A 21,260-nucleotide genomic window follows, 5' to 3' on the forward strand; every position below is an offset into this window, starting at 1 on the left:
TTTTTAACGACCATCTTTATAAACTTTGCCATATAAAAGCTGTACTCTTTCAACTCCACCTATCTCATCTATATACTCGGCCACAGCTGGGGGGACGAGATCTCTCCACTTTTTATCTCCCTGAGACATCAACTGGCGAACTACAGTAGCTGAGTAATTCCCAAACTGGGGGTGGCTTCTGACGTCGATATTCCAGTGTTTTAGCGTTGCAACGACCCAAGGGTTGTTTGAATATACCACGTGGTGCGGAGGACACCAGTGGCGTAAGTAGGCCCCCCACAGGCTGGAAGAACCTCCGGTGTCTGGCACTGTACAGTAGAGGAGTCTACAATTTGCGCCGAAGTGTCTCCTAAACATTTCAAGTCTCTCCCCTGGCGTAAATGGATTATCTTGGGTAAACGCCTTGTCTGCCGAGCCAACCGCCACAATAACTTCATCATAATGTGTCAAAAGCCACTCTACTACTTTTACATGCCCCCAGTGTAGCGGCTGGAAACGTCCTATGAAGAGAGCTCTCATAGCTAAGAGAAGATTTGTTTTTTAATCTGTGGTTTCTATGAGTGTGTGATGTAGTAGCTCGCGGCTGAGTATGAGGAGAGGCATACTGGCTGATTTTTATTCTCTTCCCAAAAGCGTTGCTATATGCATGAGAAGTCGTATAACTTTAACCGCGGTGACATCTGAAACATCATAGGGAGGAGAGTACTCCATTATGTCGACGGCCACAGGTTTTAACGTAAGTATAAGGTCGGCTAGTAAATATTCAAGTTTTCGAAAACTCAACCCCCCGGCCTCGGGAGTTCCCACGCCTGGCGCCTCGGAAGGATCTAATACATCTATGTCAAGGCTGAGGTATACTCTGCCAGAGACTGTAGATATTGCATTAGCCACGTCACTTCTAGTAAAATCAGACCCCTCTATTATAAACGACTGAGTCTCTTCAGCGTATTTATACTCTTCGTCGTCATATGCCCGGACGCCTATATATATAGCGTAGAAACCCAATTTCTCATGTGCTCTTCTTACAAACGTAGCGTGTGACAGCTTTTGGCCGGGTGGCCACTCGTCTCTAAGATCAAAATGTGCATCGATATGGACATAGGTGTCTGGTCTTATTACGTTTAATACAGCCAGCGTGGCTGTGTGCTCTCCGCCGAGCATAATAAACGGAGGCTCCACCTTCTGTATAAACTGTTCTATCCTCGCTATATTTTCCGCAGGGGCCCCCTGGAGTAATTCCACGTCACCTAAGTCACATATAGGTTTTGCCATATTTCCAAAAACTGTGGTGTATTCTAGATATGGCATTATCACACGTATTTTCTGGGGGGCAAACCGCGTTCCAGGTCTAAAGCTTACGGTATCTTCCATAGGTGCGCCAAATAGCTTAACGTCGCGTGGCGTACAGACATTTTTAAGCATACCGACTCTTCTCAATACGTTTATATCTCCTCGGCACGATTTTTACATCCACATGGACAATAAGCGGATGCGTTCTCGAGATTGCCTTAATAGCTCTGGTTCTCAACATGTGGAGTTTCCCCACAGTCATGTCAGAACTTACTGCAACTAGTGAATATACAACGAGAAAACTGCCTGCCCTCCTAATTTTTACAACGAGAGGCTTCCCCAACTCTATGAGTATTTCTCTGATTTTTTCCTCAAGGACTGGGTCTCTATACAACGCGCCTAAGATTCCATACATTGCCTCTTTTGAAAGTCTAGCAAGTTCATAGATCACATATCCATATATCACAATAATTGCTATAACTTCAGCAACTATGAGGTGGAACATATTGCTTATAACTACAGCTATAGTTGACGCAATAGACAACGCGGCATCTATTTTGGCGTGAAGCGCATCTGCCCGGAGTATTTCAAGTTTGAGCATGTCATAGTTGCGCCTCTCCCATAGATACATGAGGTATGTAAGAGCTCCCCCAATTAGTAATAAGGTGGTCATCCACAGCGGCGTCGGCTCGCTGTCGAATCTTATCGAGGTGACTAACATATATGTATAAAAGCCGAGTACTACAAACGCAGAGAGTAGAGTAAGCAAACTTTCCAGCCGGTAGATCTCCCAGGGGAAAGATCTTCCTCTTTTTGATGCGTAGTAAAGTCCAAAGCCAGAGACATATGCTATAGCGGCATCTATAAAGCCGTGGAAAGCGTCGCTAGTGACTAAAAGACTGCTGTACATTATGCCAAGTAGCAACTCCACTAGTGTATACGCCAGCGAGATTGTGCCCATGATAAAGAGGTAAAGAGATGCAAGCCACAGCCTTACGGAAGGTCTCACGAAGTTTTTACAGAGAGTGTTAATATATGTGGCACTTGCTTGTGTCTAAACGCCAATCTAGTTAAAAATACCGGATTTTTCTCTTGTTAATGCGCAACGCTGAGATACTAGAGGAAATAGTAAAAAGGCGGCTTTTATACTGGCCGTCGTCTGAAATCTATGGAGGCGTCAGCGGATTTTACGACTACGGCCCTCTCGCAGTTCAACTTAGACGTAACATTATTGATAAGTGGAGAAGGACTTTTGTCACTCCTTATCAGGACCTTATTATAGAAGTAGAGACGCCAATTATAATGCCCGAGCTTGTTTTTAAGGCGTCTGGACACTTAGACCATTTTACAGACTATGTAGTGACGTGTACAAAATGTGGCAGGAAGTATAGAGCTGACCATTTAGTAGAGGAGGAGCTGGCGAAAAAGGGAATAAAGATATCTACCGAGGGCCTCTCTGCGCCCGAGTTACAACGTCTAATAGAGGAGTATAGGATCGTGTGTCCGGCATGTGGAGGGCCGCTAGGCCATGTGGAGAGATTTAACCTATTGTTTAAAACCACTATAGGTCCCTATAGTGAAAACGCCGGATATTTAAGGCCGGAGACTGCACAAGGAATTTTCGTGGCTTTCCCACGCCTGGCTGAATACGTTGGTCGTAGACACCCGTTTGGAGTTGCACAAATTGGTAGAGTGGCGAGAAACGAAATATCGCCAAGAGGCGGCTTAGTGAGACTAAGAGAATTTACACAGATGGAGATAGAGCTATTCTTTGATCCACAAAATCCTAAATGTCCCTATTTTTCAGATGTGGAAAATCTAGAAGTACCAATTGTTCCAGAGGAGTTTGTAGCTAAGGGCCGTACAGAGCCTCTATATCTCACAGCAAAACAGATAGTAGAACGCGGCTACGCTAACGAGTGGATGGCCTTTTTCATGGCTCTTGCAACAAAGTTTCTAAAAGAATTAGGCGTCCCGGTGGAGAGACAGAAGTTCTTAGGCAAGCTACCCCACGAGCGAGCCCACTACTCAGCCAAGTCTTACGACCAGATGGTTCTCACAGAGAGATTCGGCTGGATAGAAGTGTCAGGACACGCCTACCGTACAGACTACGACCTCTCTGGCCATAGTAAATACAGCGGACAGGAGCTAGTCTTGGAGAGACGGCTTCCAACGCCGAGAGAAATAGAGATAGCCCGGCTCTATCCAAATCCAGTAGCAATAAGAGAGAAATATGGTGAAAAGACCGGCGAGGTAATCAAAGCGTTAAAAGAAAATGAAAATATGGTATTAGAGGCTTTTAGAACAGGAAGACAAGAGGTTGTCCTAGGTCAGTATGTGATTACACGTGACATGGTCTTCATAAAGATTGAGAAGAGAAAGACAGATATAGAGAAATTCGTACCACACGTCGTAGAGCCATCCTTTGGTCTTGACAGAATTCTCTACGTAGTTTTAGAACACGCCGTAACTATAGAAAATGGAAGAGTATATCTAAGGCTACCTCCCGACATAGCGCCAGTAGCTGTATGTATCTTGCCCATTGTAAAGAGGGCAGACTATGTTGAAATAGGGAAGAGGCTAATGCGGAGATTGGGAGACGAGGGGTTTACAGTCATATATGAGGACGAGGGTACGATAGGCAGTAGATACGCCTATTGTGATGAAATTGGTACCCCCTTGGCTGTTACTATAGATGAAAAAACTCCAGTTGATGAGACAGTTACAATTCGCGACCGCGATACCAAGAGACAAGTAAGAATAAAATTGGAGAAAGTTCCCACTTTTGTCGCAATGGTTAAAAGAGGTATGACATTTCAAGATGTTGCAGAGACGCTGGGAGCACACCCAGTATAACAGCTTGGTATTAAGCAGGTTGACATTTTGAAGAGGCATAACTAAAGCCTACTTATGGGCCGTGAAGAGGGCTAACGCGACGATCATGCCAAATATCAATCGTATCATAAAAAGCCGCCGTTAAAGCTGTTGACCAATACACGGCGTTCTGGTTGTAAGGGTAAATCCGAGGGGCGCCCCCTCCCTCTGCCCACGGTACGGGAAGAAACTCGTGAAGGGCAACGCCCCGAGACTCCGCCGGTGCTCACGCTGCGGGCGGGAGTGGGGGAGGGACATCGCCGCCGTCATAAACATCGAAAGGCGGGCACTCAAGGAGGGCCACCCGGCCCCACACCCGAGGTATCTTAGACGCCGGTGAAGGTGCAGACGAGGAGAAAGTCCCTAGGCGCAATAGCCTAGGGACAGACAGCTTATTGTAGCCGTTATCCCTATATCTCTGGTATTAAGAGTTTTAAAAGGCTATAAACAGTTATTATTATGACAGAGAATAAAGATATAGAGAGAGGGAGGAGGTTACTTATACCGCCTTATTTGACGCCGCAACAAGAGAAAAAGGAACAGAAAAAGGGAGAACGTAGAGTTAGAGTAAAGGCGGCAGAGGGCGTAGAGGAGGGTGTGGCTAAATTACCTACTGATGTATACGAGGAGCTTGGCAGGCCAGAAGAGGTTGAAATCGTGGCACCTGGGGGTTCTGCACATGAAAAAAAGAGAGTTTTCAAAGTTGTTCACGACGAAAAAGTGCCAAAGGGCGAGGTTCATATATCTATAGACGTTCTTAGGACACTTGGCATCGCCGATGGCACTGTGGTAACTATAAGGAAGAAATGAAGGGCGTGCTAAAGGGGCTTGCAGTAGTAGTAGAAGATGTAGAATTTGCTAGGAAATTATACAAAGAAGGTTTCTACGGCAGGTTCTTAGGTTATGATAAAGTAAGAAGAGAGGAAGTTGACAAGATATCCGCTCCTTTGATATTGGCGCTGTATGAAGCTCTTTATCTAGCTGAGAGAGGTAAGCTAAAGGTAGTGTCAAAAAACGGCACAGAAGTACTGCCGGAAAAATTAATAGAATTAGGCAGAGAAAAGATAAAAAATTTTGATGATATATACAAGATCTATAAGTATTTCCGAGATCTTGGATATGTTGTTAAAAGTGGACTTAAATTCGGCGCTCTCTTTTCCGTCTACGAGAGAGGCCCAGGCATAGACCACGCTCCTATGGTTGTAGTGTTTCTAGAACCTGACAAAGGGATTTCTGCCACCGATATAACAAGAGGGGGCAGGCTGAGCCATAGTGTTAAAAAGACCTTTACTCTAGCAACAGTGTCTAAACAAACTGGAGAAGTAGTGCTACTTGGTTTCTCTTGGGCTAAACTTTAAAAGTGGAATTCGAAATTGGTTCATGATAACGGCAAGTAGAGCGGCACTAGAACAAGAAATATACCTAAGGTCTCTAACAGGATATCTAGTTGGTCAACATATGTTGGAAGGGTATAAGAGAGTGGCGGTGATAACATATCCAGATAGGATATGTAGCGCGATGGCTGCCGCACTCATTACGTCTTATGTTGCAAAAGACAATTACAGAGACGAGGTTGCAATCGTCTTCACATACGAAGACGGAAAGGAGGCTGAAGTGGCTAAGAAGGTAATAGACTACAAGCCGGATATAGTATATCTATCTTTCGGAGGCGAGCAGAAGCTCAGCTACGTCGCCGAAATCACGAAGAAGATTCTATCAGCTCTATCGCAAGCCGGCTATAAGGGCGCCATAGGTATCCACGTGAGAGTGTGGCTAGCTACCAAGCAATTGTCCGCCGTGTTGGCAGATAAGAAGCTTGCAGACTATCTCGCATCGCTAAAGGAGATACGACTCTTCACAGCCGACGTTCCAAACCACAAGTTCTTTTTCCACAGGGTGAGAGGGTAACGTTGCAAAGTTAGAAAAATATAGAGAGGTCGATATTACCTCAGAACACGCAAAATTGCTGTCGATAAGCTTGCCGCCGCCCGAATAATTAGTCTATTTTTAATTCTGCTACTCCGTATTCTCCCGCCTTTGTCACTACTATTTGTAAAACGCCCTCCCGGTAGATGGCCCGCGCGCTGTCTACCCTTAGTCTGTAGGGTAGCTCTATTTTTCTAGATACTGGAAAGTTAGAAATTCTTTCTCTTCTTATAGGCTTCCCTCCCCCGTCTTGTGTCGGAGAGGCTACTATTTCTACTGCTCTATCATATATCCTCACCTTTATGTTTTCTTTCTTCACCCCAGGTAAATCGACATATATGACGATGTTGTCTCCTAAGTCGTATATGTCTACATCAGGTTGTCTCTCCACTTTGCCGACGTTAGTATCGTATAACTCTTTTAGTCCCTCTTCGATTTTTTTAACAGGCTCCATAAATTAATAACGCACCTAGCTAAAAAACAGAGCCTAGTATTATCCGAATTATTTTGGTTGCACCACGCCGATTACTTCGCCGTACGCGTTGACCGGAAATGAACGGCCGCATTTGGGACATGTAATACTAAAGCCAATATTATACCAACTCTCTCCTATCTCTATCTCAAACTTGTGTTTACAATATGGACATGTCACTCTCACTTTCAGAGTCTTTTCAAGTTCACCTCCTGAATATTCCCAATCTTCGGGAAATTCTTGAGCAACCATAGTCTCCGAGTTGATAGCCTTATATATAATTTTCTTTAGAAGACGTGGACTTTTTCGAAGTTGTCCAAAGGAGAAGATCAATTAGGAGGTTTAAGAGGGTTAAGATACCAGAAGAAGACGTTGTAAAAATCATGGAGGCCGGTAGAGCCGCGCCTACCGATGCCACTCTCCACCTCTGGAGCGCCATAAGGGTAGTAGATGAGACAAAGAGGGCCGAGATAGCCCGTTTAATAGAGCAGCCACATGTTGAGGAAGGTGCGGAATTTTTCGTATTTCTAGCGGATCTATACCGCTTAGGGGAGCTTCTGAGGTATCGAGGCAACGACATAGTTGAACATAGACTTGCGTTGTTCGTCTTCGCCGCTATAGACGCTGCGTTAGCAGCTGAAAACATGGCTTTAGCAGCGACAGCGCTTGGATATGGCTCTTGTTTCATCGGCGCTGTACAGAATGCACCACGTGAGCTTATAAAAATTCTGAATTTACCTAAACTCACCTATCCTCTCTTTGGGCTTGTAATTGGCGTTCCTGACGAATACCCACCACCACGGCCTCGTCTACCACTAGACATGTTGTTTCACCTAAATGAATACAGGAGATATACAGAGGCAGAGTTAAAAAATGCTTTTACAGAGATGTCAAGAGTCTCAAAGAGCGGCAATTGGCTAAGACTATTGATTAAATATGCAGGGAGAGGCGGATATTTCGATAGCCGTGGTACAACATTAGAAACGCTTCTTAAAGAACTTGACTTTATCTGAAAGTTTTTATATATAGGATAGGTCTAGGCGATATGGCCACAATTAGGGGCGTAGTTATTTCTAAACAACTTGTCTATGACCCCACTGGTGCAAGGTATATAAAAATTGATATTATAGAAGAGAAAGAACTACCAGGGCCTGTTGCGGCTTTTTCCACACAAGACGAACAAACGGCACAGTTGATGCGAGAAGTCATGCCTCTTGTAACGCAGATAGTGCGATCACTCCCGTTTGGCGGAGGTAAAATTGCTGTCCCGAGAGTTACGCTGTGGTTAGCAGATGATGAAGCTGAGATGTTTGGAGATGTTGATGTCGGCGATATAGTTTTAATAGTTATAGAGGGTGGGGAAATTAGGATAAAGCCAGAAAGTTAAAATAGCTATATAGGGCTTCTTCTGTGATTTCAGACGCGTATAGGCTCAAATATACCTTCGGCGTTGACTATGGTACTAGTTATATTAAATATGGCCCAATTACACTTAACGAACCGAAGATTACACAGACGAGAGGTCTCTTTCTTAGAGATCTTCCAGAGTCTGTAAAAATGCGGATACCCCCAGAAGTATTGTCGAGGGGTCTTGTAGTTGGAGATGAAGAAGTACGTAAGTACCTCTCTAGCGTTAGAGATGTTCAGCGTAATCTTAAGTATCCTCTAAAAGACGGCATAGCTAGGAGAGATGATGAAGACGCTTGGAGAGTTTTAAAAGAGCTTGCAAGGTATACTCTGGCGCAGTTTCCAGTATCTGATCCAGAATTCAGAGGTTGGCTTATCTCTATTGCACTATCCGCCCTAGCGCCCGATTATATGTATAAATCTTTTTTTGACATATATACAGAGCTTGCAAACGAATTTAAAATATATGCGGTGACGATATTACCTCAACCATTGGCAGTCGCTATTGCAGAAAACGCTGTTAACTGCATAATTGTAGAGGGGGGGCATGGCAATATACAAATAGCGCCAATTAGCTTCGCGCTCATTAGAGAGGGGCTTGTGGCGTTGAACAGAGGAGGAGCGGAGGCCAACGCGATAACTAGGGAGATTTTAAAAGATATAGGCTACAGTGACATCGCTAGAGAAGAATATGCGGTTGAAGTAGTGAAGAGGGCTGTTGGCCTAGTCCCTAGGAATTTAAAAGAAGCTATTAAAACGGCAAAGTCTAACCCAGATAGATTTGTGACTAAGGTCAGACTGTCTCCTGTTGTAGAAGTGGAGTTTCCAAAAGAATACGCATGGACTAGGTTCTTAATTGGCGAAATAGTCTTTGACCCCAACCACGAGGAGATAAAGAGCTACATTGAGCAGTCACGTCTCCATATAGAAAACGCAGTTATAGGCGATGTTACTCTCTATGGAGAGATGGATGTAGCAACAGCGATTATCGCTTCACTTAGAAACGTCTCTGTAGAGATACAGGATAGAGTGGCCTCTCAGATAATTCTCAGCGGAGGTGCCTTTAGCTGGCGTGTACCTCCAGGTTTAGAAGATGTGGCTGTAGATAGTGTCACCAGGGTGAAAATAGCGCTGGAGGAGAAGAACCCGGTGTTGGCGTCTCGAGTAAACGTGCGCCTTGTTTTAGAGCCACAATATTCTGTCTGGAGAGGCGCTGTAATATATGGCTATGCCCTGCCTCTCTCGCTTGAATGGTCTGATTCAACAAAAGAGGGTTGGTACTTTATTAAGTAGGTGTGGAGTTTCCAAAACTATTAGTTATTAGATACTTTTCTGAAACTCTTGGGATGAAATATATTGGGGAAAGCGGGTGGATTCTTCTTTTTGAAGAAGGACTAAATAAAGTGGCAGTAGGGGTCTATTTCTCTGAGATTTATGAGGAGGCCGAGATATATAAGCGGGTGGGCGAATTATTGACAAAAGAGGTCTCAAAGATATATCTTGCTATTCTGCCAGAGGCTACTCTATTTATAGATCCACGGTACTTTAAAAACCAAGGAGTTGGGGTGGTTGTAGTTGATCCATCTAGAGGGCTTGAGGGCGTCGAGATTAAGATATTTGCAAAACCGCGATTAACAGCTACTACTGTGGCTGATACTAACAAGTTCGAAATTCTAAAGTCGACTATGCTTGAGTATATAAATTCTCAATTGAAAAAACTAGAGGAAACGCTTTATGAAAAATTAAAGAGGTATATAGATCAGAGAATCGAAGAAGTAAGACGACAGACCGGTGGACAACCTCCTAGAGAGACCCAAGTTACACCAGGTTCTGTGGTGGAGAACGAGTGGGTTAGAATTTTAAGGTCTAGAGGAAAGAGTGGGAGTTAAATAATATAAGTGTCTTTATAGCATTATATACTGTGGATGTACTGCTTGAAGAGGTTAGAAGAGTATTTGGAAATACAGAAGAGGGGAGACTTGCGGAGTCTCTAATAGTTGCGTATAGGCAAGGCGGCGTAAAAGCTGCTAAAAACACGTTAGTAGAATATCTCAGGAGATTAGGCATCGATGTGGAGGATAGAAAAGATTGAACTAGAAAATTTCAGGTCATACAAGGGGAGACATGAGGTAAGCCTAGGGGATGTTACAATTTTATTGGGAAGAATCGGGGCTGGGAAGACCTCTCTCCTATATGCCATAGAATATGCCCTCTTTGGAAAACAGCTTGAGGTAAGAGAGAGAGTAGCAAAACTTGTAGATCTGATTAATGTAGACGCTCAGGAAGCCAATGTAGCGCTAGAATTACGCAGAGGCAACGACAAACTTCGTATAGAAAGAAGACTAGGGCGGCGGGGATCTGAGAAGCTTGTTGTACTTTATAACGGCATTAAACTAAGAGATAGAGATGCTGAAGAAAGACTAGTTGAACTCATAGGAGCCGACGAAGACATATATGAACGACTTGTATATATTTCGCATAGGACTCTAGAGGGTTTTATATATGGCACAGCACAAAAGAGAACGCTTTCAGTAGACCGTCTATTTGGTATTGACATAATTGACAACATTTTAAGAGTTGTATCATCTATAGAGAAATATCTGTTGGAGAAAGCCGAAAATTTGAGAAAAAGACTTTCTACATATGAAAAATATAGAGATATAATTAAGAAATATGGTGGCTATAAAGGCGTTGTAACTAGGTTAGAGACTATAGAAGGTGAGTTGGCGGCGTTAAAAGAGCGCGAGGTAAATCTTACTAAAACAGTAGAAGAGTTAGCCAAGAGAAGAGCCGGCTATTTGGAAAAAATCAGAGAGAACGAGAACATTTTATTGGAGTATTACAAAACGAGATCTGAATTAGAGATCTTGGAATCAACTACAGGCGAAGATGTTGGTTTAGACGCCGTTGAGAAAATTAGAGACGCTCTGCAAGAGGCCTTAGAGGAGTATGAACATATACTGGGGCATGAGCTTCTTGAAAAACTCACAACTAGAGACCTAGAATCTTTATCGGCTGCCATGGTTGAAGCTTATGAGGCCCTTGTTAGATTATCAAAAGATTTAGAGAGTCAGATTTCTGAAGTACGAAAGACATACGAACAATATCTAGCTAGGGTGAAGAAGCTTGAAGACGAAATTAAAGAAGTTGAGACTAAACTGAGGAGACTTGAAAGGTCATATATACGGTTTAAAGAGCTTCAGAAGTCGTTTCAATCTCTAGAAACGGCTAAAGCTACCCTCAACGAGTTGAAGAGGAGACTTGAAGAAACTGAGAAATCTATGGCATATATTTCGGCTCTTAAGACAGTATCTCTCTATATTGCGGAAATAGGCGTCAACAGATGTCCTATATGCGGCTCTCCCATAAGTCGGGAGGTTGCGTTAAACATAGCTAGAGAGGTAGAGAGCAAATTTGGCGAATTAATACACGAAGTAGAAGATCTAAAGGAGAGGGTTAGAGAGTATGAAAAAGCTGTAGACGAAATGGAAATATTAAGCGGCGAGGTTGCAGAGTATTTATCCACAAAGAATAGACTAGAGGAGTTAAAACTTGAGAGAGAAGAAATCATTAAGAAAATGATACAGGCTGAAAAAGCACTTAAACAACTAGAGAGACGTGTTGAAAAATTACACTCTTTGATAACTAGGGTTGACAAACGCACGATTTTAGATGCGCTTTCTAAATATGGAAAGATGCTTAGAGTTCGAGAGCTAAAACGCCGCCTTAAAGAGCTTGAGGAAATGTTAAACAAAGCCGGCGTCGTTAGAGAAATCTTAGATGTGGAAATGCGCTGGAGAGAGATTACCGAAGAGCTAGAGAGAACTTCTAGCCGTTTAGCAGAATTATACAGAGAGAAGGCTGTATTAGAAGAGATTGTAAGAGAAGTGGGGGGAGATGCGGAAAATTTGAAAAAGGCACTAGATAACACGCTTTATGCCTATAGCAAGCTACAAGAAGTTAAGGCAAAGTTTGAACTTGTCAAAGTCAACACGAGAGCTCGGTTAGTGGAGATTGCAAAATCTCGCTTTAACGAAGTATTTCTAACGCTCTATAGATATGGCGATATTTCAAAAGTAAATGTAGATCTAGAACAACGTAAGGGCTACTACGACTTCTATGCGATATCTCCCACTGGCGAGAGATACGGTATTTCAAAGCTAAGCGATGGACAAAGACTTTCGATAGCTCTAGCCCTAGCTCTCGCGCTTAGGGAAATATCTAATATACAAATTGGCTTTATAATATTTGACGAACCTATTCCATATGTTGATGTAAATATCAGGAGAGCTTTCGCAGAATTAGTTAGATCTCTTTCTTCACGTTATCAGATCTTAGTAGCTACACAGTCTGGCGATTTTGCAGATATGATAAAAGACGCAGTTCCAAACGCAAGACTATATATGGTAACTAAGGAGGAAAGTTCTAGAGTTGCAGAGTAAAGTAACGTAATCTTCAGAGCTCCAGACCTTACTCATCTTTCGTAGGCCCCACGTATTTATCATCACTAGTGAGCAATTAGGATTACAAATAAAAACAATGGCTTCTTTTCAACGCTTAAATAATTAACGGCTTTCTATCTCATGGATTTCTCAATTACTATTATTACCTTATTGACTGCAACTATTGTCACTATTTTGTCATTCTTCTTACTTTTATATTCTATAAGGAGATTGTTTCTAAAAGTTATTTCAAGTGAACAGTTTTATTTAGTTAAATTTCTAATAGTTTTATTTTCTATTTCGCTTTTTCTCGCAATTGTTTCCCCAATGACACAATTACACTATCTTTTCTACTTAGTGTTAGTTGTTTTTATAGTTGCCATGGGAGTTTTAACTCTTGGAACTAGGCGTATATTAGAACAATATCTTACAGGGCTGTTTATTGCCAAAGTATTAGATCTTCATATCGGAGACTATATAGAACTCGACAATATACGCGGTTACATAACTGCACTTGAAGATGTGTATATAGTTTTGAGAGATCCACGAAGAGAGTATGTCTACATACCATATACAGTGTTATTACAGACGCCATTTAGACGTATAAAAGCTCCTGAGGGTCATGAAGTTAGAATAAGACTATTTATACCACATCGGCAGGAGTTGAAAAGAGTTAGAGAACTTGTAAACGAAGTTGCTAAAGAGTATGGACTAGAGCGACTGAGTGTAGATGTCGAAAAAATAGGCGTGAAGGGCATAGTTTTAGTTGTACGAGGACTTTTGAGAGATCCGCGACAAGAGGATGAACTAAAGTATGCAATACTAGATAGAGTGTATACAGAGTTAGGCCTACGTTGATATTTACGGTGCAATTTTCTATTCTGTGAGTTCTTGTAAATACGCCCGCGGGCCTATTGCGATGAGATAATCACCCTCTTGTATCTCTGCATCTTTTGCAACTACAAACTCGCCATCTCGTATAACCGCTACCTTGGCCCCTGTATCTTCTTCTATTTCGCCTATTGTTTTTCCAAGTAACTTGGAATCTGACGTAACTAAGATCTCTAACATAGCAACATCTCCTCTGATTTGTAGCAATCTTACAAATTTTAGATTGAGTAGTCTAAATAGCCTAGATAACACGCAGTGGTATGTAACAATGGCAATTATACCCTCCTCTTCCGCTGTCGTTGCAATGGCGTCACTTCTAGTGGTTATAACAACGATAGGCACTCCCTGGGACTTGGCTACTTTTGCAAATGTTAGGTTAAACATATCATTTGGAGATGGAAAAATCGCTATTTCGACACGAGAAAAATCTAACTCTCTAATTATTTTCTCGTAGTTTTCTGTCAGGTTGTGTATATAAACCGGTTCTCTCTCATAGGCTTTCCCTCGCTCTGGTGTCGCTAGTACTCTCACTATATACCCATTTTCTACAAGTACTCTAGCTAATTGAGGGCCTAAGTCGTCGTTGCTATCTAGTATTAATGCCTCTTTAACCACATGACCTTGATGACACAAGGTTTATAGATTTTAAGCATAAGTACATATGTATAATAACAATAAACAATCTAAGTGTCTTTACAATAGAATTCTAAAAGAAAATACTTAGTTTTTATATATGATCATTGAAAATAATGATATAGAGCTATAAAAATTTATATAGCAAATTGATAAAGAGACAGAATGCGCAGGGCGACTATAGCCGTAAGGGGTTACAGAAACTCCGACCCTTACGGCTCGCTTCAGCCTCCTATTTATCAGACTGCATTGTTTAGAATGGAGGGAGAGGCCCAGAAGTCAGACAGGGGATTTGACCTCAAATATAGCAGAGAAGAAAATCCCACTCTACGTCCTCTTGAAGAGGCTTTAGCTTCTCTTGAAGGAGGCGTAGACTCACTTGCTTTTAACAGCGGCATGGCTGCCCTATCTTCTGTGTTTTTATCTCTACTGCGTTCAGACGCAAAAATATTAGTAACGATGGAGGCCTACGGCGCGACATTACGGCTTTTAAGTTCTCTAAGTAAATTTGGCGTAAAGATGCAAAAGGCGTATCCAAGCACAGACGTATATATTGAATTTCTAAAGGAGAGCAAACCGAATGTTGTATTTTTTGAAACAATTACAAATCCTACGTTGAGAGTTTTAGACACTCCAGAAGTTATTAAAGCAGCAAAAGATCTGGGGGCTACCGTAGTTGTTGACAACACTTTTGCAACGCCTGTATTAATACAGCCTATATCCCACGGCGCGGACTTTGTTGTACATTCTACGTCTAAATATATCGCTGGCCATAACGATGTAATAGGCGGTGTGGCTGTGGTATCTAAACGAGAGCTACTTGAGGAGTTGTGGGTCTGGAGAGCTATGCTTGGCGGCATTATGCAGCCGTTTGAGGCATTTCTCACGCTACGCGGTCTTAAAACGCTATTTGTAAGATTTGAACAGCAATGTAGATCCGCAAAGGCAGTCGCAGAGTTTTTATCTGAGCATAGCAAGGTAAGCGAAGTTATATACCCAGGCTTGTCCAGCCATCCAGATCATGCTATTGCAAAAAAACTTTTTGGCGATAAATTTGGCGCCGTAGTTTCCTTTAGGGTAAAGGGCGGCAGGGAGGCAGTTATTAAATTCTTTAAGTCGTTAAGATTAATAACGCCAGGCCCGAGTCTTGGGGGCGTGGAAAGTATTGCCACATACCCTGTGGCAAGCGCGGCCTCGCCTATTCCCGAAGAAGATAGAAAAATCCTAGGGATAACAGAAGATTTAATTAGACTTTCCGTAGGACTTGAAGATGTAAATGATATAATCAACGACTTAGCTCAAGCTCTTGAGAACGTAATACTATAAAACGATATAGAGAGAAAACTATTGTCTAGGTAAGTTAAAGCACAAGAGAGTTTTAGATCTGCGTTAAAGCATCTAAATATTTAAAAGTGAGGGAATTAAATGAGCTATGTTTAAAGTCTTCTTCGTTAATTTATCTAAGTTAACGTGGTACATTGAAGAGGTGAATATTAGAAAGTTCTTGGGAGGAAGGGGACTTGGCTCTTGGCTTTTTTACAAACTTGGCGGATATCAGGTAGAGCCTTTCTCGCCGGATAACCCGCTTATAATTGCATCAGGACCCTTGGGAGGCACACGTATACCGATGGCCACACGTGCCTACGCTGTTTTTCGATCTCCTCTGACAGGAATCTTTGGCGGCTCCAATGTAGGCGGAACACTTGGGGCTGTCATGAGATACGCAGGGGTAGACGCAGTTGTATTTACTGGTAGAGCCGAAAAACCTATCTACGTGGTAATACACAATGGGCAAGTGGAGTTTAAAGACGCCTCTCATTTGTGGGGAAGAGATGCCATCAATACAGAGATAGAGCTTAAAAAAGAGTGGGGGCGGAGCGCGGCGGTTCTAACAATCGGACCCGCTGGAGAGAACTTAGTTCGATACGCCTCAATTAACCATGAGTACTGGAGACAGTTTGGGAGAACAGGGGGTGGAGCTATAATGGGATTCAAGAGGTTGAAGGCCGTAGTGTTTGTTGCAGATAGGAGAGATGTCGAAGTTGCACGTCCGGAGGCATTAGATAGGTGGATAAGAGAATTTATGCCACAGTTTTTACAGAAAACCGCGGCTCTTAGAGAGGGGGGAACTCTTAGACTGATAGACTTAGGGAATCAAATGGGCTTCTTTCCAGCATACTATTGGACACGATTATCACTTGATGAATGGGAGGCTCTCTCGTGGAGTAAGAAGATAAAGCTTGAGTATTTCCTAAGGCCAGAGGCTTGTCTATACTGTCCTGCGGCTTGTCATAGACCTGTGAAAAGTACCAAATTTGACATTATCGTAGATCTTGAATATGAAACTGTATTTGCATTAGGTGGTCTTGCTGCTATAAGAGACGTAGATTGGGTAATCAAACTAAACGACTTAGCAGATAGGCTAGGGCTAGACACCATATCTCTGGGTAACGTCCTTGCTTTTGCAATTGTTTTATCAAAGATGGGTAAAATACCCATAAGACTTGAATGGGGCGATGGAGAATCCTTAGCTAAGTTAGTCGAAGACATAGCCTATAGAAGGGGGGTCGGCAGTTTGCTTGCAGAAGGCGTTAGGTTAGTTGCTGAAAAACTTGGCGTGCCTGAGCTAGCTGTTCATGTTAAAGGGCTAGAGCCAGCAGGATACGATCCCCGTATGTTAAAAGGCATGGCGTTGGGCTATGCAATCGGCTACAGAGGTGCCGATCATCTCGCTACCATGGCATATGCGCTAGATATACCTGGTAAATTCGGGGGTGCCGACTATCTAGGGCCTGAGAAAGTGGAAGCCATAATACACATGGAAAACGTCTCTGCCCTAATGGATTCCCTTATCTTGTGCAAATTTGGTAGAGATGCATATGATGCGTATCCAGGAGGCAGGTTTTATAACACTGTTGCACAATTGTTGACTTGGGTCACAGGCGAGGAGTGGAAAGAAGAAGAGGTTAGAGAAGTTGCGGAGAGAATAGTGCTCATAAACCGGGTACTTAACGTAAAAATGGGAGTTGACATTAGGCATGATAGTCTACCGGTAGCGTTAGAGAAACCATTAACTTTTGAAGGCAAAGTTAAGAGAGTAGATAGGAACGAGTTAGAAAATGCTCTTAACTACTACTACCACTTGAGAGGTTGGGATCGAAATGGTATCCCAAAGAAGGACACCATAAAAAAATTACTTCCAGAGCTTATTGACATCTAAGATATATATAACTTACCTTCTGCCGTACTACCTATTCTTAGTAGGCCTTCTGTTCTGTTTATCTGGAGAACTTTATCTCGAGGCAACGCCAAGCCGCACGATAAATAGACGTGTTTTGTATCGTTCCATACCTTAAAACGTCCATATACGTGAATTTCAGAACCGGGAAATTTTAACACTGTCTCAGCTACTTGACATACGTTAGGCGTGGAGTATGTATAGAGTGTTAAAAATATTGCTAGAGTAAATAGGGCAAGAGTATTAACTGCTATAACCTCTAGAATATCTTCTACCATGTGTTAAAGCGGCAGATAAGCTTGAGTACTTTAAAGGAAATGCCGGGAGGCGCCTCGATTACGCCTTTAGAGAGACATGTAACAAGCCCTGTAATACGATATATAGCTGTTGGATCTCCCCTCTCTGCATAGTATAGAGACTCCGGCCAGTAGATAAATATCGATGTCAAGTCTATTGAGTGAAATTCTACAGGTTTTAGAAATGTCAGAGCGGCCGTTGCCAAGGCAAATATGATAGGGATTAACGCTAATTCAAGCCGCATATAGCCGTCTCTATCTCTCGGGAAAAACTTTAGCAATTTACCACAATGGCTCTGACCCTAATTGTAAAATTCGCATAGATGTATTTCTGTTCTACAACCTCTGTCTTAAAATCTGTGCCTGTGAGACAGAGAGGTACTACATGTGTAAATACAACTGAGTTATGTATCATTTCGATAGACGGCAAGATAATAGAACACTTAGATATATGTACTGTGTTATTAGTAGAGCTGTAAGTTTTGTTAAAGAAGACATTTATAGAGTCTGGACATACGCCTACGCCAACTGCATAGAGCGGTATGCTGCCTCTATTTGTTAAAACCCAGCGGCCTTCACTATATGTGTAGTCCACCTTATATTTACGTAGCGAGATTGGAATTTCCGACTTGGCAGACTTCCCGCTTGCCAACGACGTTGCAACGCTCTTTATCAAGGGGTCTGCATGTTGTAGCGCATACGCCGCCATAAGAGACACAATAGCTGTGGCTAATACAGCTGCTATAAGCGATAGTAAATACCTAAGCGTTAACATTTGCCTAGTACTTCTAATGTACTAGACACGCCAATAGAATATCCCATTGCGTCAGCCCAAGTTCTAAAGAAAAGCGACGGTTTTGGACGCCATAGCACTACAACATCTCCAGCCCGTGCCTCTATGTGGTATTTAACTATAGGCAATACGAGTAGTGGATCCCAGGGATATATTAAAGTAGCGTTAATTAATACGCACGACCCCAGCGCCTCTCCTACTTTTGTCCATATGCCATTACGCATTAAGTAGAACGCAAAACCTATGACAGGTCCCTCTGCGTTTATTTTTACAACTCCTCTTGAAAAATCTACTATTTCAAAGCTCGGTATAACAAATTTATCGACTAACCTAATTCTGTCCACTATATCAACTTCTCCCCAGAATTCACCATTTGTTGTAAGTTGCGAAGTTTGTCCAACGCCGCCAAAAAACGAATGTGACAATATATCTACAGTTTTACAAATATATGGCCTGACTCTCCCTCCCTCTCCTATTACAACATAGCCGTGGAAATAGGGAATTCTGTTTACGTATAGCGATAACGACACGTTGAGGTATAACGTGGTGAAGTTTTGCGGCGTTGTCGAAGTTACGTCTATTCTATACGAGACGTTGTTAGAAATGAAGAAGACGTAACTATAGCGTTTAGACGCGCCCTCTGAAAACTCCTCAATCGTCAAGATCAGGGGACCCGCCCAATCTGTTGGAGTGACATATATCGACTTTTCACCTAACGATAAGTATTGACATGAAACAAGAGGTTTATACTCTGTCCACCAGCCTGGACCTACGTATACGCCGTCCAAGGGTTTCCAGAGTTTTTTAACCTCTGTTAACATATAGTTTTCCACTGGTTTATATATCACACCTTTCTGTATATATGCTACAAATCCTCTTTCTATAAATATACGTATAGTTATATTTTTAATAGTGCCTGTATATATAATTAGAAAAGAGTAACCAGCACCAGGGAGAGCTAGATCTGGAGTAGGCCCCGGCGTAGGCCCCCAGAGAGTTACATCTAGGCTTGTACATATGATAGATCTACACGCCGTAGTTGGCACTAGAAACACAAGCCAGGGACTTGTCGTATTTGTTGTCATAGACGGTATCCCCAGTGGCAACACGTCGGTCCAGCCCGCCGGGTATTCATACCCATTTACGCCTTCAAAAACATAGTTGTAAAATGTACCGTTTCCTTCAGCTGTTTCGAAGTACAACTTCTCAAATCCACGTGTTGTGTTACGGTAGAAGGCCGTATTGTAAACTGAACTTAACATAGATACTTGATGCGGCGGTGGGTACTCACACTCTCTTGGTATATCCCAATCACCAGTCGACGGGTTAAATTCGTAAGTCCTAAGTCGGTATGTATGCCAGAAGTACAGAGCTGGATCTCCTACAACTAAGCTCATAAAGTCGCTAAACCTGTCATGTCCGCATATACGTGGGATTTTTGGAATTAACCAATCGATAAGCGCTAGGTGTGTGACCGGCCATTTATTTGTTGTCCCGACCCTGGTGTAACTTAGGAAAGTGCCATTTACTTTTGTATATACATGTTGTAGATGTACACAGTTGAGCAACTGCCTAGGCCATTGGCTACATGGATTTGGTGGCGAATACCATGCAGTATAGACTTTCCGAAATGTCTCATCTACAGCAGTCTCAAAGACAGCCCATTTGGTATTGGAAAGTGGCATATTCGTCACACGATATTCTAATTTGCCACGCGAGGCAGCTTCTTCATAATCTACGATATTGCCTCTATCATCTACTACGCGGAGGTATGTGCCAGGAGTTGAGCCTATCCAAACAGACTTATTTCCCATCTCTAAACGCCATAATACTGTAGTTTTTAAAACGGCGACTGAGCCTAAAGGCATATACACCGACACGCCTCTACCTATCGCAGAATATTGTCCATCTTGGACAAGTCCCACGGCTACATATGGCACCAAGATGTGCGGCGTTTTAACTGCGATAGACGCTAACGTCCAGTTCCAAACCCAATTTTTGCCTATCCATGTTGCATTGCCAACTTCATCTACTATAAAGCAGTCGGGCGGTCTGCATGAAAAACCCCCCATTTGTACTACACGTGAGACATACAGCGGAATTTGTCTCGGCGGCCTAACCTCAATTTCGCCCCATTCAATAGGCGCTGCAATTATAGAGATGTCTACTCTCTTAGAAAACGGTATGTTATATACATCGCCTATATAGACAACAATCCCCCTGTCTGTAGATATAGACGCTGAGCATCTCCCTAGATAACACTCTCCATACAGCCACGGGTTTGGAACAACAGCGTAGACATTTCTCAATACGACCATCTCGCCAGGCTTCTTACTATTTATTTCTAACGCCTTCCAAACCCTAGGCGAGGAGGCGCTGACTACGTAGTTATCCCTCGTATAGGGTGTACACCGGGGCCACGTCAGACTGTCTGGCAGTTCTTTACAAAGGGACGTAAGCCATGAGTAGTAGACATCTGGGCGTAGAGAGACATAAATTCTCTCCTCTGTTCTATATAGAACTTGTGTCTGCGACACGACGAATGATATTTGTCTAACTTCACGCGCCGGCTCTTTCTCTACCTTGTAGTAAATCTGTATAACCTCCAAGCCGTTGTCATACCTAGCTTTACAGAAGTACTCTCCAATAACCCAACTGTCTCCCGGCTTAAAGTATTCTAGAGTGAGAGAGTAGGTCAGATCTCTATCCCATAGTCCAGATGTGGCAGTAGATGCGACTAATAACTTAGATAAGTTGAGAAACCTCTCTCCCCATACTTCAACCCATTGTTGACCCTCTGTAAAAACTACAGTCTGACCTCCCATTCCAAGCGGAGCTAACGCACTAAATGAAAAAGAAATTGTAACAACTGAGGAAGTGTCTAGTTGAAATTCAAACTCTTTCTTACATGTTACAGAAGTTACAACTTGCGAATATACTAATATAGAGAGGAGTAGTAATATTACAATACGCATAGTAAACAATATCGAAGATAGGA

General features: G+C 42.7%; 24 protein-coding genes. 14 read left to right on the plus strand and 10 right to left on the minus strand.

The genetic code is table 11. The features are described 5' to 3' along the window. Positions 1-3: 3 nt before the first annotated feature. From ACZ49R_RS04870 to ACZ49R_RS04880, 3 genes are all read right to left on the minus strand, one after another. Positions 4-519, minus strand: coding sequence for a nicotinamide-nucleotide adenylyltransferase (locus tag ACZ49R_RS04870; RefSeq protein WP_011762649.1), 516 nt, complete (start codon positions 517-519; stop codon positions 4-6). Between the two features lie 96 nt (positions 520-615). Continuing rightward, positions 616-1,422: an agmatinase family protein gene (locus tag ACZ49R_RS04875; protein WP_464733961.1), complete on the minus strand. Its 807-nt coding sequence runs from the start codon at positions 1,420-1,422 to the stop codon at positions 616-618. Next, positions 1,415-2,299 carry a cation diffusion facilitator family transporter gene (locus ACZ49R_RS04880; RefSeq protein ID WP_011762647.1) on the minus strand — a complete coding sequence of 295 codons (885 nt, stop codon included), beginning with the start codon at positions 2,297-2,299 and terminating at the stop codon, positions 1,415-1,417. The genes ACZ49R_RS04875 and ACZ49R_RS04880 overlap by 8 nt, the downstream gene beginning before the upstream one ends. An 89-nt stretch (positions 2,300-2,388) precedes the next feature. Between ACZ49R_RS04880 and glyS the strand changes: the two genes are divergently transcribed. The 5 genes from glyS to ACZ49R_RS04905 all read left to right on the plus strand — a co-directional run bounded on the left by glyS (position 2,389) and on the right by ACZ49R_RS04905 (position 6,072). Next, a complete protein-coding gene (gene glyS / locus ACZ49R_RS04885) occupies positions 2,389-4,146 on the plus strand; it encodes a glycine--tRNA ligase (protein WP_464733962.1) in 1,758 nt (585 codons plus the stop codon). A 148-nt stretch (positions 4,147-4,294) separates the two neighbouring features. Further along, positions 4,295-4,504 carry a zinc ribbon domain-containing protein gene (locus ACZ49R_RS04890; protein WP_464734098.1) on the plus strand — a complete coding sequence of 70 codons (210 nt, stop codon included), beginning with the start codon at positions 4,295-4,297 and terminating at the stop codon, positions 4,502-4,504. Between the two features lie 119 nt (positions 4,505-4,623). Further along, complete coding sequence (locus tag ACZ49R_RS04895) at positions 4,624-4,974, plus strand: hypothetical protein (protein WP_464733963.1); 351 nt, start codon at positions 4,624-4,626, stop codon at positions 4,972-4,974. Continuing rightward, entirely contained in the window at positions 4,971-5,522 is a 552-nt protein-coding gene (endA, locus tag ACZ49R_RS04900; RefSeq protein ID WP_464733964.1) for a tRNA-intron lyase, read from the plus strand. Before ACZ49R_RS04895 ends, endA begins: the two co-directional genes overlap by 4 nt. A 22-nt stretch (positions 5,523-5,544) precedes the next feature. Next, positions 5,545-6,072, plus strand: coding sequence for a hypothetical protein (locus ACZ49R_RS04905; protein WP_464733965.1), 528 nt, complete (start codon positions 5,545-5,547; stop codon positions 6,070-6,072). A gap of 88 nt (positions 6,073-6,160) precedes the next feature. On the opposite strand, the gene ACZ49R_RS04910 is transcribed toward ACZ49R_RS04905, so the two are convergent. Both ACZ49R_RS04910 and ACZ49R_RS04915 read right to left on the minus strand, forming a co-directional pair. Next, entirely contained in the window at positions 6,161-6,544 is a 384-nt protein-coding gene (locus ACZ49R_RS04910) for an Hsp20/alpha crystallin family protein (protein WP_464733966.1), read from the minus strand. Between the two features lie 48 nt (positions 6,545-6,592). Further along, positions 6,593-6,814: a CpXC domain-containing protein gene (locus ACZ49R_RS04915; protein WP_011762641.1), complete on the minus strand. Its 222-nt coding sequence runs from the start codon at positions 6,812-6,814 to the stop codon at positions 6,593-6,595. Between the two features lie 44 nt (positions 6,815-6,858). On the opposite strand from ACZ49R_RS04915, the gene ACZ49R_RS04920 reads away from it, so the two are divergent. The 7 genes from ACZ49R_RS04920 to ACZ49R_RS04950 all read left to right on the plus strand — a co-directional run bounded on the left by ACZ49R_RS04920 (position 6,859) and on the right by ACZ49R_RS04950 (position 13,269). Beyond that, positions 6,859-7,575 (plus strand): nitroreductase family protein, encoded by a 717-nt coding sequence (locus ACZ49R_RS04920; RefSeq protein WP_011762640.1) that lies wholly within the window; start codon positions 6,859-6,861, stop codon positions 7,573-7,575. Between the two features lie 32 nt (positions 7,576-7,607). Beyond that, positions 7,608-7,949, plus strand: a complete 342-nt coding sequence (locus ACZ49R_RS04925; RefSeq protein ID WP_464733967.1) for an arcadin 1 — start codon at positions 7,608-7,610, stop codon at positions 7,947-7,949. Between the two features lie 23 nt (positions 7,950-7,972). Next, on the plus strand, positions 7,973-9,262 hold the full coding sequence (locus tag ACZ49R_RS04930; protein WP_464733968.1) for a heat-shock protein Hsp70: 1,290 nt from the start codon (positions 7,973-7,975) through the stop codon (positions 9,260-9,262). A 2-nt stretch (positions 9,263-9,264) separates the two neighbouring features. Further along, positions 9,265-9,858 (plus strand): hypothetical protein, encoded by a 594-nt coding sequence (locus ACZ49R_RS04935; protein WP_011762637.1) that lies wholly within the window; start codon positions 9,265-9,267, stop codon positions 9,856-9,858. Positions 9,859-9,890: 32 nt separating this feature from the next. Then, entirely contained in the window at positions 9,891-10,061 is a 171-nt protein-coding gene (locus ACZ49R_RS04940) for a hypothetical protein (RefSeq protein WP_167827620.1), read from the plus strand. Further along, positions 10,039-12,411, plus strand: coding sequence for an AAA family ATPase (locus ACZ49R_RS04945; RefSeq protein WP_464733969.1), 2,373 nt, complete (start codon positions 10,039-10,041; stop codon positions 12,409-12,411). Before ACZ49R_RS04940 ends, ACZ49R_RS04945 begins: the two co-directional genes overlap by 23 nt. A gap of 141 nt (positions 12,412-12,552) precedes the next feature. Beyond that, the gene (locus ACZ49R_RS04950; RefSeq protein WP_464733970.1) at positions 12,553-13,269 is read left to right on the plus strand and encodes a mechanosensitive ion channel domain-containing protein; all 717 of its coding nucleotides are present in this window, start codon (positions 12,553-12,555) and stop codon (positions 13,267-13,269) included. 18 nt (positions 13,270-13,287) lie between these two features. Here ACZ49R_RS04950 and ACZ49R_RS04955 read toward each other — a convergent pair whose 3' ends face one another. Then, on the minus strand, positions 13,288-13,917 hold the full coding sequence (locus ACZ49R_RS04955; RefSeq protein ID WP_011762633.1) for a TrkA C-terminal domain-containing protein: 630 nt from the start codon (positions 13,915-13,917) through the stop codon (positions 13,288-13,290). Positions 13,918-14,100: 183 nt separating this feature from the next. On the opposite strand from ACZ49R_RS04955, the gene ACZ49R_RS04960 reads away from it, so the two are divergent. After that, complete coding sequence (locus ACZ49R_RS04960) at positions 14,101-15,261, plus strand: cystathionine gamma-synthase family protein (RefSeq protein WP_464733971.1); 1,161 nt, start codon at positions 14,101-14,103, stop codon at positions 15,259-15,261. A 106-nt stretch (positions 15,262-15,367) separates the two neighbouring features. Further along, a complete protein-coding gene (locus tag ACZ49R_RS04965; protein ID WP_464733972.1) occupies positions 15,368-17,155 on the plus strand; it encodes an aldehyde ferredoxin oxidoreductase family protein in 1,788 nt (595 codons plus the stop codon). Here the strand turns inward: ACZ49R_RS04965 and ACZ49R_RS04970 are convergent. From ACZ49R_RS04970 to ACZ49R_RS04985, 4 genes are read right to left on the minus strand one after another with little or no spacing between them, the layout of a single operon-like run. Then, positions 17,152-17,451: a hypothetical protein gene (locus ACZ49R_RS04970; protein WP_464733973.1), complete on the minus strand. Its 300-nt coding sequence runs from the start codon at positions 17,449-17,451 to the stop codon at positions 17,152-17,154. The two genes, ACZ49R_RS04965 and ACZ49R_RS04970, sit on opposite strands and share 4 nt — an antisense overlap. After that, complete coding sequence (locus ACZ49R_RS04975) at positions 17,445-17,714, minus strand: hypothetical protein (RefSeq protein WP_464733974.1); 270 nt, start codon at positions 17,712-17,714, stop codon at positions 17,445-17,447. Before ACZ49R_RS04975 ends, ACZ49R_RS04970 begins: the two co-directional genes overlap by 7 nt. A gap of 29 nt (positions 17,715-17,743) precedes the next feature. Further along, positions 17,744-18,244 (minus strand): hypothetical protein, encoded by a 501-nt coding sequence (locus ACZ49R_RS04980; protein WP_464733975.1) that lies wholly within the window; start codon positions 18,242-18,244, stop codon positions 17,744-17,746. After that, entirely contained in the window at positions 18,238-21,237 is a 3,000-nt protein-coding gene (locus tag ACZ49R_RS04985; RefSeq protein ID WP_464733976.1) for a hypothetical protein, read from the minus strand. Before ACZ49R_RS04985 ends, ACZ49R_RS04980 begins: the two co-directional genes overlap by 7 nt. Positions 21,238-21,260 lie beyond the last annotated feature (23 nt).

Source organism: Pyrobaculum organotrophum (genome assembly GCF_055384425.1).